This window comes from Streptomyces sp. NPDC006259 (genome assembly GCF_042870975.1).
Taxonomy (GTDB): Bacteria; Actinomycetota; Actinomycetes; order Streptomycetales; family Streptomycetaceae; genus Streptomyces.
On the sequence record NZ_JBIAHY010000004.1, the window covers coordinates 739,987 to 752,168 of the forward strand.

Consider the following 12,182-nt stretch of genomic DNA (forward strand, 5'->3'; position numbering starts at 1 on the left):
CCGCCGGTGTCGGGAACGGCCCGGGTGTCAGGCCTTCTTCGTCTCCCAGAAGATCCGGTCGATCTCGGCGATGAGTTCCAGCGCCTTCTGGCCGGTCTTCGGGTCGGTCGACGCCTTCGCGGCCGAGAGGGCCTTGAGGGTGTCGTTGACCAGCTGGTGCAGCTGGGGGTACTTCTCGAAGTGCGGCGGCTTGAAGTAGTCGCTCCACAGCACGGAGACGTGGTGCTTCGCGAGTTCGGCGCGCTGCTCCTTGATGACGGTGGCCCGCGCCTGGAAGTGCGGGTCGTCGTTGGCGGCCATCTTCTCCTGCACGGCCTTCACCGACTCCGCCTCGATGCGGGCCTGGGCCGGGTCGTACACACCGCAGGGCAGGTCGCAGTGCGCGCTGACCGTGACCTTGGGGGCAAACAGGCGGGAAAGCATGGAGCGTTCCTTCCTCGTGATCGTCTTCTCAGGTGGGACATTACTCCCTGGGGCAACGGTTTTCGCGGGTGCCCCCATGGGCTTAGGACAAAAGTCCGGGGTCACACTGAGACTGGTGGAGGAACGGACCAGGGGAGGTGGCGGCGATGCCGGAGCCGTCGCAGGACGCCGAGCGCGGAAGCGCCACCGCGCCGTTCGGGCTGGCGGAGGTGACCGGTCCGTCCATGGTGCCCACACTGCGCCACGGCGATCAGCTGGTGGTGCGGTACGGGGCCAGGGTGCGGCCGGGGGACGTGGTCGTGCTGCGCCACCCCTTCCAGCAGGACCTGCTGGTCGTCAAGCGGGCCGTGGAGCGGCGTGAGGGCGGCTGGTGGGTGCTCGGCGACAACGCGTTCGCCGGCGGCGACAGCACCGACTACGGCACCGTGCCCGACGAGCTGATCCTCGGGAAGGTGTGGTTCCGCTACCGCCCCCCGAGGCGCGATCAGCGTTCGCCGCTGGCCGCGCTGCGCTGGGCGCTCTCCGCGGCCAGGCCCGTGCCGGCCGACCGGTCGGCCTCCAGGCGCTTGCGGGCGCGGTAGGCGGCCACGTTGGCGCGGGTGGCGCAGCGGTCGGAGCAGTAGCGCCGGGAGCGGTTCGTGGAGGTGTCCAGGTAGGCGTTGCGGCACGGGCTCGCCTCGCACAGGCCCAGCCGGTCGACGCCGTACTCGGTCAGATGGAAGGCCAGGCCCATCGCGGCGATGGCCGCATAGCCGGCGGTCGCGTTCGACGGGTGGTCGGCGAGGTGCATGTGCCACAGCGGACGGCCGTCGTCGTCACGGTGGTCGTGGCCGGAGATCTGCGGGCTGACCGGGAACTCCAGCAGGAGCGAGTTCAGCAGGTCGACGGCGAGGGTCTCGTTGTCGCCGTCGGCCGCCTCGAAGACCGCGCGCAGACGGGCCCGGACCGAACGGAACCGGGTGACGTCCGCCTCGGTGGCGCGGCGGGCCGCCGAGGAGTTGCCGCCGAACAGGTCGCGGACGGCCTCGACCGAGGTCAGCGAGTCCTTGCCCCGGGCCGGTTCCTCGCTGTTGACGAGGCGGACGGCATAGTCCGAGTAATAGGCCAGTTCCACTTGTAGTCCTTACGGAGGGGCTCTATGGTCGTCGATGCGGTCGGGTAACGGCTGAGCGTGCTTCCAGGGTATTACGCGGGCGGCGGAGGAGAGGGTTCCCATGACCACGACGAGCAGCGGAACCGACTGGCAGGCCTGGCAGCGGAGCTGGGACCGGCAGCAGGAGTGGTACATGCCCGACCGGGAGGAACGGTTCCGGATCATGCTCGACATGGTGGAGGCGCTCGTCGGCACCACACCCCGCGTCCTCGACCTCGCCTGCGGCACCGGCACCATCACCGCCCGGCTGCTCGCCCGCCTCCCCGGCGCCACCAGCACCGGCGTCGACCTCGACCCGGCGCTCCTCACCATCGCCGCGGGCACCTTCGCCGGCGACGAACGGGTCACCCTCGTGACCGCCGACCTCAAGGATCCCGACTGGCCGGCCCGGCTGCCGTACGACTCCTACGACGCCGTCCTGACCGCCACCGCCCTGCACTGGCTGCACAGCGAGCCCCTCGCGGCCCTCTACGGCCAGGTCGCGGAGCTGGTCCCCGACGGCGGTGTCTTCATGAACGCGGACCACATGATCGACGACTCCACGCCCCGGATCAACGCGGCCGAGCGCGCCCTGCGCCACGCCCGCATGGACCGGGCCAGGGCCGACGGCGCCCTCGACTGGGCCGAGTGGTGGCGGCTCGCCGCCCAGGACCCCGTCCTCGCCGGTCCGACCGCCCGCCGCTTCGAGATCTACGGCGACCACGCCGACGGCGACATGCCGTCCCCGGCCTGGCACGCGCGCGTGCTGCGCGAGAAGGGCTTCGGGGAGGCGAGGCCGGTGTGGTGCTCCCCCTCGGACACGCTGCTGCTCGCACGGAAATGACGGGAGGGGCGGTACGGAGATCTCCGTACCGCCCCTCGCCGTGGTGCGCCGCGTCCCGTCAGAGGACCTTGGACAGGAACGCCTGGGTCCGCTCGTGCTGCGGGTCGGTCAGGACGTCACGCGGGTTGCCGGACTCGACGACCACACCGCCGTCCATGAAGACCAGGCTGTCGCCGACCTCGCGCGCGAAGCCCATCTCGTGCGTGACGACGACCATCGTCATGCCGGACTCCGCCAGGTCGCGCATGACGTCCAGGACGTCGCCGACCAGCTCGGGGTCGAGCGCCGAGGTCGGCTCGTCGAACAGCATCAGCTTCGGGTCCATGGCCAGGGCGCGGGCGATGGCGACGCGCTGCTGCTGACCGCCGGAGAGCTGCGAGGGGTAGCTGCCCGCCTTGTCACCGAGGCCGACCCGCTCCAGGAGCTGCATGGCACGCTCCCTGGCCTGGCCCCTGTTCTGGCCCTTGACCTGGACCGGGGCCTCCATGACGTTCTCGACCGCGGTCATGTGCGGGAAGAGGTTGAACCGCTGGAACACCATGCCGATGTCTCGGCGCTTCAGCGCCACCTCGCTGTCCTTCAGCTCGTACAGCTTGTCGCCCTTCTGGCGGTAGCCCACGAGTTCGCCGTCGACGTACAGCCGACCGGCGTTGACCTTCTCCAGGTGGTTGATGCACCTCAGGAAGGTCGACTTGCCCGAACCGGAGGGCCCGATCAGGCAGAACACCTCGCCGGAGTCCACCTGAAGGTCGATGCCCTTGAGGACTTCCACCGGGCCGAAGGACTTGTGGACGCCCTCGGCCTTCACCATGGGCTGGGAGGGCTGCGTCATGCCGAGACTCCCTTCGGGCGGCGTGCGGGCAGGACGACGGCCTTCACGCGCTGGAGCGGCGTCGGCGGCAGGCTGCGGCTCGAGCCGCGGGCGTAGTACCGCTCGACGTAGTACTGCCCGACGCTCAGGATCGAGGTCATGATCAGGTACCAGGCGGCGGCGAGGAAGTACATCTCCACCGTGGAGCCCGCGTTCTGACCGATGTCCTGGGCCTCCTTGAAGAGGTCGGCGAACTGCACGGCCGAGACGAGCGAGGTCGTCTTCAGCATGTTGATGACCTCGTTGCCCGTCGGCGGCACGATCACCCGCATCGCCTGCGGGATGACGATCCGGCGGAGCGTCTTGGTGTGGCTCATGCCGAGCGCGTGCGACGCCTCGGTCTGCCCCTCGTCGACCGAGAGCAGACCGGCGCGGCAGATCTCGGCCATGTACGCGGCCTCGTTCAGGCCCAGGCCGAGCAGCGCCGTCAGCAGCGGCGTCATGAACGAGGACCAGTAGTCCTTGTAGATCGGACCCAGGTTGATGTACTCGAAGACCAGGCCCAGGTTGAACCAGACGAACAACTGGACCAGGACCGGGGTGCCGCGGAAGAACCAGATGTAGAACCACGCGATCGACGAGGTCACGGGGTTCTTCGACAGGCGCATCACGGCGAGCAGGATGCCGCCGGCGATGCCGATCACCATGGAGAGCACGGTGAGCAGCAGGGTGTTCCAGACGCCGTGGAGGATCCGGTCGTCGAAGAAGTAGTCGGGGATCGCGCCCCAGTTGATGTTGCCTTGCGCGAAGGCGTAGACGACCGAGCCCAGCAGGGCCAGCGCGACGACCGCCGAAACGTATCGCCCCGGGTGCCGGACCGGAATGGCCTTGATGGCCTCCGGCCCGGCGGGGGGCGTCGCGTCGGGACCGTCCGTCTTGTTGACGTCAACAGTCACGGATGGAGCCTTTCAGAGCCGAGTCGAACCATCGCGGTTCAGGAACCGCCGTTGATCTTGGACTCGGTGATCGCGCCGTCCGCGACACCCCACTTCTCGACGATCTTCTTGTACTGGCCGTTGTCGATGATCGCCTGGACGGCCGCCTGGAGGGCGTCACGCAGCTCGGTGTTGTCCTTGGCGACGGCGATTCCGTAGGGGCCGGCCTCGACCTGGTCGCCGACGATCTCGAAGTACTTGCCGCCCCCGGCGTTCTTCACGGAGTACGCGGCGATCGGGAAGTCCGCGGAGACGACGTCGGCGCCCTTGGACCGCATCCGGGTCTCCGCCTCCGGGTTGGTGGCGAAGTCCTCGATCTTGAGGGCTCCCTTGCCGTCCTTCTTGCACTTCGCCGCCTGGTCCTTGGCGAGGTCGTGGGAGAAGGTGTTGCGCTGCACGGCCATCGTCTTGCCGCACAGGTCGTCCCAGGTCTTGATGCCCTGAGTGTCGCCGGCGTTGGTGTAGAGGGAGACGCCCGCCGTGAAGTAGTCGACGAAGTCGACGCCCGCGCCGACCTTCTTGCCGGTGTCGCCGTCGATGCCTTCCTGGCGGTCCTTGGTGTCGGTCATGGCCGACATGGCGATGTCGTAGCGCTTGGACGCCAGACCACCGACGAGGGTGTCGAACGTGGCGTTCTGGAACTCGAACTTCACGCCGAGCTGCTCGCCCATGGCGGCCGCGATGTCGGGGTCGATACCGGCGACCTTGCCGGAGCTGTCCTTGAACTCGACCGGCGCGTACGCGATGTCGGAACCGACCCTGATGACGCCCTTGTCACGGATGGCCTGGGGCAGCTTGCCGGCCAGCGGGGCCGTGCTCGTCGAGGCGGTGTCGTTGCTCCCGGCGTCCTTGTCCTTGGTCTGGTCACCGCAGGCGGTGAGCAGCAGGGCGCCCGTGACCGCGAGGGTTCCGACCGCGGCGAGCCGGGTGCGCGCGGCGGTGGTACAGCGGATGGAGCGTGCGGTCATGGTGAGTGCCTCCGGCGGATGGATGGAGATGCGATGCCGATGGGTCGACGAGAACACACACCTTCGGGTGTCGCGACCTCGTGTGATGACGGCATCTTGCCATTCGGACTACGCCATTCAGGGGGCCAGCCATGTCAAAATCGGATAACGGGCGACACCCGAATCCCATCAGTCCGGTACATCACGACCGGACCAGGCCGGACCATCTGCGGGAATCCCTGCTTCCGGCCGAAAGATCTGCGGTCCATCTCGCCATGTGGACGAACACGCTCCGTCATGCCGTCCGCTCCCACGATTTGTCAAGGGTTTGCCCACGGCTCCTCCGTGCCCGGCGCATGAGTCATCTCACGGGGGCACGACGGCGCAGGTGAGGTGGGGGAGTCCTGCGAACGGCGGCATGTGACCTTGCACCGAATGGACTCGTCGTCGATGGTGTCCGTCCGGTAAGAAGGTTCTCTACACCCCTCACCCGGGGCTCAGGGCGCGTGTGCGGCGCGCCCGACGCGCAGGTGCCCGTACGTATCACCGCTGGGTCCTGCGCGGCGCCCGCCCACTTCTCAACCAGGAGTGGCCACCCTCATCCATGATCACCTAAGGGGTAACACACAGTGGCAGCGGAGATCGTCAATCCTCGCAGCGAGAGCGAAGCGGACCATACGGGCCAGGAGGGCGGTGCGGAGCCCCTCGACTCGTTCGATCCGGCGTTCGCGCTGCACCGGGGCGGAAAGATGGCCGTGCAGGCCACCGTTCCGATCCGCGACAAGGACGACCTGTCCCTCGCCTACACGCCCGGCGTCGCGCGGGTGTGCACCGCGATCGCGGAACAGCCGGACCTGGTGAACGACTACACCTGGAAGTCGTCCGTCGTCGCCGTCGTCACCGACGGCACGGCCGTCCTCGGCCTGGGGGACATCGGGCCGGAGGCATCCCTCCCGGTGATGGAGGGCAAGGCCATCCTCTTCAAGCAGTTCGGCGGGGTCGACGCGGTGCCGATCGCGCTCGCCTGCACGGACGTGGACGAGATCATCGAGACCGTGGTGCGCCTCGCGCCCTCGTTCGGCGGTGTGAACCTGGAGGACATCTCGGCGCCGCGGTGCTTCGAGATCGAGCGCCGGCTCCAGGAGCGGCTCTCCATCCCCGTCTTCCACGACGACCAGCACGGTACGGCGGTCGTGACGCTGGCGGCGCTGCGCAACGCGGCCCGGCTGAGCGGGCGCTCGATCGCGGACCTGCGGGCCGTCATCTCGGGCGCCGGCGCGGCCGGCGTCGCCATCGCCAGGATGCTGATCGAGGCCGGCATCGGAGACGTCGCGGTCAGTGACCGCAAGGGCGTCGTCTCCGCTGACCGCGAGGACCTGACCGACGTCAAGCGGGAGCTGGCCGGCTTCACCAACAAGGCCGGCCTCACCGGCTCCCTCGAGGACGCGCTGTCCGGCGCGGACGTCTTCATCGGCGTCTCCGGCGGTACGGTCCCGGAGGCCGCGGTCGCCTCGATGGCGAAGGGCGCCTTCGTGTTCGCGATGGCCAACCCCGACCCGGAGATCCACCCCGAGGTCGCCCACAAGTACGCGGCGGTCGTCGCGACCGGGCGGTCGGACTTCCCCAACCAGATCAACAACGTGCTGGCCTTCCCGGGCATCTTCGCCGGCGCGCTCCAGGTGCGGGCGTCCAGGATCACCGAGGGCATGAAGATCGCGGCGGCGGAGGCGCTGGCGGGCGTCGTGGGCGACGATCTCGCGGCGGACTACGTCATCCCCTCGCCGTTCGACGAGCGGGTCGCTCCCGCGGTCACCGCGGCGGTGGCCGCGGCTGCCCGTGCCGAAGGGGTCGCCCGTCGCTGACGTGCGGCTGAGACGGCCCCGCCCGGTTCTCGGGCGGGGCCGCTTTTTTACCCACCCGCCCGTCCGTTCGGGTGTATCCAGGGATGGGCCTCGCCTCGCCGGGGGCGGGGCGGTTGTGTCTTGGCCGTGGACCCGGCTGGCTGGGGGTGGCGGTGGTGGGGTGGCCGTGGTCCGGCTGGCTGGGGGTGGTGGTGGGTGGCCGTGGTCCGGCCGGTTGGGGTGGCGGTTGTGCGGTGGCCGTGGTCCGGCTCGCTGGCGTGACGGTCGTGGGGTGGTTGTGGGCCTAACCAGCCGGGGCGGCGGTTGCGGGCCGGGCCTGCCGGGGTGGTGGTTGTGCGTGGCTGTGGCCCGGCCTGCCGGAGGAGCGGTTGTGCGGTGGCCGTGGGGGTCTCGGGCCGGGCGCGCGGTTCCGCGGGCCGCTCCGGCGCCCTGCGCTCACGCCCTCATCCGGTGACATCCGGTGTCGTCCGGTCGCGCAAGAGGGCATGTCTCACAGTGCCCTCCGGTTTCGTCCGGGGCCGGGGAACCCTATCGTCGGGGACATGTTCGCCGTCTACGCCGCTCGAATCGACCGCGACCAGCCGCTTTCCGGACTGGAGTTGGGGGAGCGCCCGGCCCCCGACGCCCGCCCCGGCTGGAGCACCGTCACCGTCCGGGCCGCCTCCCTGAACCATCACGACCTCTGGTCCCTGCGAGGCGTCGGCCTCCCGGAGGACAAGCTGCCGATGATCCTCGGCTGTGACGCCGCCGGCGTCGACGAGGATGGCAACGAGGTCGTGCTGCACTCCGTCATCGGCCAGACCGGCCACGGGGTGGGCCCCCGTGAGCCCCGGTCCATCCTCACCGAGCACTACCAGGGCACCTTCGCCGAGCAGGTCGCCGTGCCGACCTGGAACATCCTGCCCAAGCCGAGGGAACTGTCCTTCGAGGAGGCGGCCTGTCTGCCGACCGCCTGGCTGACGGCCTACCGCATGCTGTTCACCAACGCGGGGGTGCGCCCCGGTGACTCGGTGCTCGTGCAGGGCGCCGGAGGCGGTGTCGCCACGGCCGCGATCGTGCTCGGCAAAGCGGCCGGGCTGCGGGTCTTCGCCACCAGCCGGGACGAGGCCAAGCGGAAGAGGGCTCTGGAACTCGGGGCCGTGGAGGCCGTCGAACCGGGGGCCCGGCTGCCCCAGCGCGTGGACGCCGTCATCGAGACCGTCGGTGCCGCCACCTGGTCCCACTCGGTGAAGTCGCTGCGGCCGGGCGGCACGCTGGTCATCTCCGGCGCGACCAGCGGCGACCGTCCCTCCCATGCCGAACTGACCCGCATCTTCTTCCTCGAGCTGAAGGTCGTCGGTTCCACGATGGGCACCAAGGACGAGTTGGAGGACCTGCTCGCCTTCTGCGCCGCGACCGGCGTCCGACCCGTCATCGACGAGGTGCTTCCCATGGACCGTGCCCGGGAGGGCTTCGAACGGCTCGCATCCGGCGACCAGTTCGGAAAGATCGTCCTCACGAACCCCTGACGGTCCTCACGAACCCCTGACGGTCCGCAGGAACTTCCGACGGTCCGCAGGAACCCCTGATGCTTCCTCGCGCTTCTCGCGTCCCTGGCGGCGGGTCCGGATTCCGGGCCCGCCTTTCGCGCACCCGAGGTGTCAACCAGAGTTGACACCTCGGGGATGTCAACGTAGGTTGACGTCATGACCGAAGCAACGGATCTCGCCGAGCGCGCGGGTGACCGTGATCCACGGGTCGGACTGCGCGCCGTCGCCGCTCTGCGCCGGCTGCTGGAGCAACTGGAGGCGGTGCAGGTGCGCAATGCGCGCCATCAGGGGTGGTCGTGGCAGGAGATCGCCGCGGAACTCGGGGTCAGCAGGCAGGCCGTGCACAAGAAGTACGGGAGGCAGTGATGTTCGAGCGGTTCACGAAGGACGCCCGGGAGGTGGTGCGCGACGCGGTCGCGCGCTGCCAGAACACGGGCGGGGGGACCGTGGGCCCCGAGCATCTGCTGCTCGCCCTGCTGGAGCGCGAGGCGAGCCGCGGCTCCTTCGCGCTGGCCGCCCTCGGCCTCCCGGTGGAGGGCCGGGAGCCGGTCCGTGAGGCCCTGGAGGAGGCGCGTCGGCGGGCGGGGCTCTCCCGGGCGGACGCCGAAGCCCTCGCCGATCTCGGCATCGACGTCTCCGAGATCGTCTCCCGCGTCGAGGAGGCGCACGGGGTCGGCGCGATGTCCGGCGACCGTCGGCCCGCGGGCCGACGGAGCGGCCGTGCCGGCTTCGGCCGGCCCGGTTTCGGCCGGGACGCCAGGGACGTCCTGGAGAAGTCCCTGCGCATGGCCCTGGCCCACCGTGACCGGCACATCGGCGACGAGCACATCCTGCTCGCCCTGACCGCCCGTCCCGGCCCACCTGCCGAGGTCCTCGCCGACCACGGTGTCACCCACACCTCCCTGACCCGGGTCCTGTACGCCGGGGGAGAGGCTCAAGCGGGCTGAGACCGCGGACGGCGGGTCAAGGTCGGGGTCGGATCGGGGAGCGGGCCCCGACGCACGGCGGGCGGGCGGCGGCCTGCGGGCGGCCGCTGACACCGCCTGGTGCGGGCGGTGGCGGACGCACCGGGTGCTTCCGCTCAGCCCTTGCCCGTCCGCAGGATCGCCCCGATGTGGGCCGCCGCCGTCGACAGATGGCGGCGGGTCTCGCGGAGCTGGTCGGCGTCGACGCCGTGGTCGCGGGCCGCGTCACGGATGTCGTCGCGGAAGCGGTCCAGCAGCCGGTCCAGGTCGCGGGCCGGGTCGTCGCCGGGCGCCTCATGGGCCCAGGACGGCTCGAAATCGGCCGGGAAGTCCGCGGGGGTCTCGGTGTAGACCGGGCTCTCGGCCGTGCCACCCGCGCGGCCCTTCGGCCCCGCAGATCCCGCACCCGACTTCGGACCCTCCGCTTCCCCTGCTCCTTCCGGGCTCCCGGCGCCGCCTCGGCCGAAGCCGAAGTCCTTGCCGAACTCCTTCCCGAAGTCCTTGCCGAACTCGCCGAACTCCTTGGCCAGTTCGGTCAGGCCCTCGCGGACGCCCGTCGGCCAGTCGCCCCGCGCGAAGTGGTCCTGGACCTGCTCCTGGACCCGTCGTGCTATGCGCTGGACCTCCTCCTGGGCCTGGGCCACGGCCCGCTCCTGGGCCTCCTTGGCCTGGCTGCGGGCCCGCTGGGCCTCCTCGCGTGCCCGGCGGCTCTCGTCCTTGGCCCGGCGGGCCTGCTCCTTCCACTCATGCTTGACGCGCCGCATCTCCTCCTTGGCGACCCGCCACGACTCCCGGTCGCCGTACTCGCCGTGATCCCCGGCGCCGGAGCCGGTGCCGGCACCGCTGGGCCCGGTGCCCTGGCGGGCCTCGGAGGCCGCCGCCCGCATCTCGCGCCGCAGTTCGCCCGCCGCTCCCCGTACATCGGCCCGGATCTCCGCCGCCAGTTCGGCGACGGACTCGCGGATCTCCAGCTCCAGGTCGGCGAGTTCACCACTGCGGTCGGCCAGCTCGGCCCGGCCCGCGTCGGTGATGGCGTACACCTTGCGGCCGCCCTCGCTGGTGTGGGTGACCAGGCCCTCGGTCTCCAGCTTGGCCAGCCGGGGGTACACGGTGCCCGCCGATGGCGCGTACAGCCCTTGGAAACGCTCCTCCAGAAGGCGGATCACCTCGTAGCCGTGGCGTGGGGCCTCGTCCAGGAGCTTCAGCAGATACAGGCGGAGGCGGCCGTGGGCGAAGACGGGAGGCATGTCAGAGCACCTTCTTGTCGGTCGTGCTGTCGTCCGGGCCGGACGCGGAACCGTTCCCGGACGCGGAACCGTTCCCGGGCGGGGAAGTGTCTCCCGGGCCCGCGGGCTCGCCGTCGGTCGGTGCCGTCTCCGCCTCCCACGGCCCGTCCTCCAGCGGAGGCCGGCGCAACAGGGCGATGGAGCCGGAGACCGTCGTGGCCTTGAGGCGGCCGCTGCCGGTGCCGAGACGGCCGGTGATCCGCTTGGCGCCCCACTGGCCGCTGACCCGGAGGTCCTCGAAGGCGCTGGAGACCGAGCCGCTCGCCGTGTTCGCCTCCACCTGTGCGTCCGCCGGATGGGGCAGGCGGATGGCGATCTCGCCCGAGACGCTGGTCAGGCTGATGTCGGTGGGCCGGCCCGCCGGGTCGAGGTCGACGATCATGGAGCCGCTCACGGAGTCGGCCCTCACGGAGGAACCCGCCTCGACCACGGTCAGGTCACCGGAGACGGAGTTGAAGCGCAGATCGCCGGTGAGCGCCTGCGCCTCCACGTTTCCCGAGACGGTGTCCGTGCGGACCGGTCCCGCCAGGCCCACGAGGGTCGTGTCGCCGGAGACGCCCTTCACCTCGGCGCGCCCGTCGATGCCGGAGACCACCGCTCCGGCGCTCACCACGCCCACCTCCACACGGGTGCCGGCGGGAACGGCGACCGAGACCACGGCGCTGCGCCGCCAGCCCTTGCGGTCGAGCCACTTGAGGAAGCCCTTCCAGGGCAGGTCCTCGTACGCCACCGTCAGCGCTCCGTCCCGGTGGGTGATGACGAGAGGGGGGCCCTCGATCCGGGAGACCTCCAGGCGGGCGGAACCCTCGTCGGTGCCCACCACGTTGACCGTCCCGTCGACGATGCGGACGTGCAGCTCGCTGACCGGCTCGTCGAAGGAGAGTTTCCTCGGCTCGGCGACGGACCACTCGGACATGGAAATGACCTCCTCGACGACACGACACGCAATATCGCGTCTTACGTGATTCACGATATATCGCGGGCGTCGAAAGTCAAGCACTCCTTCCGGTGACCGGTGACCGGCCGCCCCTCCGCCGTCGGAGCACGGAAAAGGGGCGCCTCGTGGGCGCCCCCCAGCACGCGAACGGCGTGACGTCGGTGAACCTGCTCGGACCCGCTCGGACCTGCTCGCTACGGGACCTGCTCGTTACTCGTCGTCCTCGTCGTCCAGCCGGGCGAGCCACGTCGCCAGCCGCTCCACCGGGACCTCGAAGTCCGGGTTCAGGTCGACGAAGGTCCGCAGCTGCTCGGCGAGCCACTCGAAGGTGACCTCCTCCGCGCCGCGCCTCTTCTCCAGCTCTTCGATGCCACGGTCCGTGAAGTACATGGGTCAAGGATAGGTGGGCGCAAGCGGCCGGGCCGCACCCCGTGGAAGGGGTGCGGCCCGG

Annotated in this window: 14 protein-coding genes; 6 read left to right on the forward strand and 8 right to left on the reverse strand. The window is 70.5% G+C overall.

The window, feature by feature from the left end:
- Positions 1–27 precede the first annotated feature (27 nt).
- Complete coding sequence (sodN, locus tag ACFYO5_RS19945) at positions 28–423, reverse strand: superoxide dismutase, Ni (RefSeq protein ID WP_388710169.1); 396 nt, start codon at positions 421–423, stop codon at positions 28–30.
- A gap of 146 nt (positions 424–569) precedes the next feature.
- Between sodN and sodX the strand changes: the two genes are divergently transcribed.
- The gene (sodX, locus tag ACFYO5_RS19950; protein ID WP_356566378.1) at positions 570–1,004 is read left to right on the forward strand and encodes a nickel-type superoxide dismutase maturation protease; all 435 of its coding nucleotides are present in this window, start codon (positions 570–572) and stop codon (positions 1,002–1,004) included.
- Here sodX and ACFYO5_RS19955 read toward each other — a convergent pair.
- Positions 908–1,537: a CGNR zinc finger domain-containing protein gene (locus tag ACFYO5_RS19955; RefSeq protein WP_388710171.1), complete on the reverse strand. Its 630-nt coding sequence runs from the start codon at positions 1,535–1,537 to the stop codon at positions 908–910. The genes sodX and ACFYO5_RS19955 overlap by 97 nt on opposite strands.
- A gap of 100 nt (positions 1,538–1,637) precedes the next feature.
- Between ACFYO5_RS19955 and ACFYO5_RS19960 the strand changes: the two genes are divergently transcribed.
- Positions 1,638–2,399: a class I SAM-dependent methyltransferase gene (locus tag ACFYO5_RS19960; protein ID WP_388710173.1), complete on the forward strand. Its 762-nt coding sequence runs from the start codon at positions 1,638–1,640 to the stop codon at positions 2,397–2,399.
- A gap of 58 nt (positions 2,400–2,457) precedes the next feature.
- Here the strand turns inward: ACFYO5_RS19960 and ACFYO5_RS19965 are convergent, their stop codons facing one another.
- The 3 genes from ACFYO5_RS19965 to ACFYO5_RS19975 are packed head-to-tail and all read right to left on the reverse strand — an operon-like array spanning position 2,458 to position 5,173.
- Positions 2,458–3,231, reverse strand: a complete 774-nt coding sequence (locus tag ACFYO5_RS19965) for an amino acid ABC transporter ATP-binding protein (protein WP_356566383.1) — start codon at positions 3,229–3,231, stop codon at positions 2,458–2,460.
- Positions 3,228–4,166 (reverse strand): amino acid ABC transporter permease, encoded by a 939-nt coding sequence (locus ACFYO5_RS19970; protein ID WP_388710176.1) that lies wholly within the window; start codon positions 4,164–4,166, stop codon positions 3,228–3,230. Before ACFYO5_RS19970 ends, ACFYO5_RS19965 begins: the two co-directional genes overlap by 4 nt.
- A 38-nt stretch (positions 4,167–4,204) precedes the next feature.
- Positions 4,205–5,173, reverse strand: coding sequence for an ABC transporter substrate-binding protein (locus tag ACFYO5_RS19975; protein ID WP_356566387.1), 969 nt, complete (start codon positions 5,171–5,173; stop codon positions 4,205–4,207).
- A 608-nt stretch (positions 5,174–5,781) separates the two neighbouring features.
- Here ACFYO5_RS19975 and ACFYO5_RS19980 point away from each other — a divergent pair.
- From ACFYO5_RS19980 to ACFYO5_RS19995, 4 genes are all read left to right on the forward strand, one after another.
- Positions 5,782–7,014 carry an NADP-dependent malic enzyme gene (locus ACFYO5_RS19980; RefSeq protein WP_356566389.1) on the forward strand — a complete coding sequence of 411 codons (1,233 nt, stop codon included), beginning with the start codon at positions 5,782–5,784 and terminating at the stop codon, positions 7,012–7,014.
- A gap of 542 nt (positions 7,015–7,556) precedes the next feature.
- A complete protein-coding gene (locus tag ACFYO5_RS19985; RefSeq protein WP_388710179.1) occupies positions 7,557–8,522 on the forward strand; it encodes a zinc-binding dehydrogenase in 966 nt (321 codons plus the stop codon).
- 177 nt (positions 8,523–8,699) lie between these two features.
- Positions 8,700–8,909, forward strand: a complete 210-nt coding sequence (locus tag ACFYO5_RS19990; RefSeq protein ID WP_356566392.1) for a helix-turn-helix domain-containing protein — start codon at positions 8,700–8,702, stop codon at positions 8,907–8,909.
- Positions 8,909–9,490, forward strand: a complete 582-nt coding sequence (locus ACFYO5_RS19995; RefSeq protein ID WP_388710181.1) for a Clp protease N-terminal domain-containing protein — start codon at positions 8,909–8,911, stop codon at positions 9,488–9,490. The genes ACFYO5_RS19990 and ACFYO5_RS19995 overlap by 1 nt, the downstream gene beginning before the upstream one ends.
- A 134-nt stretch (positions 9,491–9,624) precedes the next feature.
- Here the strand turns inward: ACFYO5_RS19995 and ACFYO5_RS20000 are convergent, their stop codons facing one another.
- From ACFYO5_RS20000 to ACFYO5_RS20010, 3 genes are all read right to left on the reverse strand, one after another.
- The gene (locus ACFYO5_RS20000; RefSeq protein ID WP_388710183.1) at positions 9,625–10,755 is read right to left on the reverse strand and encodes a helix-turn-helix transcriptional regulator; all 1,131 of its coding nucleotides are present in this window, start codon (positions 10,753–10,755) and stop codon (positions 9,625–9,627) included.
- Position 10,756: 1 nt separating this feature from the next.
- Positions 10,757–11,710: a DUF4097 domain-containing protein gene (locus ACFYO5_RS20005; RefSeq protein WP_388710185.1), complete on the reverse strand. Its 954-nt coding sequence runs from the start codon at positions 11,708–11,710 to the stop codon at positions 10,757–10,759.
- A gap of 231 nt (positions 11,711–11,941) precedes the next feature.
- On the reverse strand, positions 11,942–12,121 hold the full coding sequence (locus ACFYO5_RS20010) for a DUF6104 family protein (protein ID WP_073491365.1): 180 nt from the start codon (positions 12,119–12,121) through the stop codon (positions 11,942–11,944).
- Between the last annotated feature and the right edge of the window lie 61 nt (positions 12,122–12,182).

Coding starts and splice junctions, on each gene's coding strand:
- ACFYO5_RS19990 (WP_356566392.1), top strand. CDS start 8,700: ATGACCGAAGCAACGGATCTCGCCGAGCGCGCGGGTGACCGTGATCCA.
- sodN (WP_388710169.1), bottom strand. CDS start 423: ATGCTTTCCCGCCTGTTTGCCCCCAAGGTCACGGTCAGCGCGCACTGC.
- ACFYO5_RS19995 (WP_388710181.1), top strand. CDS start 8,909: ATGTTCGAGCGGTTCACGAAGGACGCCCGGGAGGTGGTGCGCGACGCG.
- ACFYO5_RS19965 (WP_356566383.1), bottom strand. CDS start 3,231: ATGACGCAGCCCTCCCAGCCCATGGTGAAGGCCGAGGGCGTCCACAAG.
- ACFYO5_RS19975 (WP_356566387.1), bottom strand. CDS start 5,173: ATGACCGCACGCTCCATCCGCTGTACCACCGCCGCGCGCACCCGGCTC.
- ACFYO5_RS20005 (WP_388710185.1), bottom strand. CDS start 11,710: ATGTCCGAGTGGTCCGTCGCCGAGCCGAGGAAACTCTCCTTCGACGAG.
- ACFYO5_RS20010 (WP_073491365.1), bottom strand. CDS start 12,121: ATGTACTTCACGGACCGTGGCATCGAAGAGCTGGAGAAGAGGCGCGGC.
- ACFYO5_RS19985 (WP_388710179.1), top strand. CDS start 7,557: ATGTTCGCCGTCTACGCCGCTCGAATCGACCGCGACCAGCCGCTTTCC.
- ACFYO5_RS19960 (WP_388710173.1), top strand. CDS start 1,638: ATGACCACGACGAGCAGCGGAACCGACTGGCAGGCCTGGCAGCGGAGC.
- ACFYO5_RS20000 (WP_388710183.1), bottom strand. CDS start 10,755: ATGCCTCCCGTCTTCGCCCACGGCCGCCTCCGCCTGTATCTGCTGAAG.
- sodX (WP_356566378.1), top strand. CDS start 570: ATGCCGGAGCCGTCGCAGGACGCCGAGCGCGGAAGCGCCACCGCGCCG.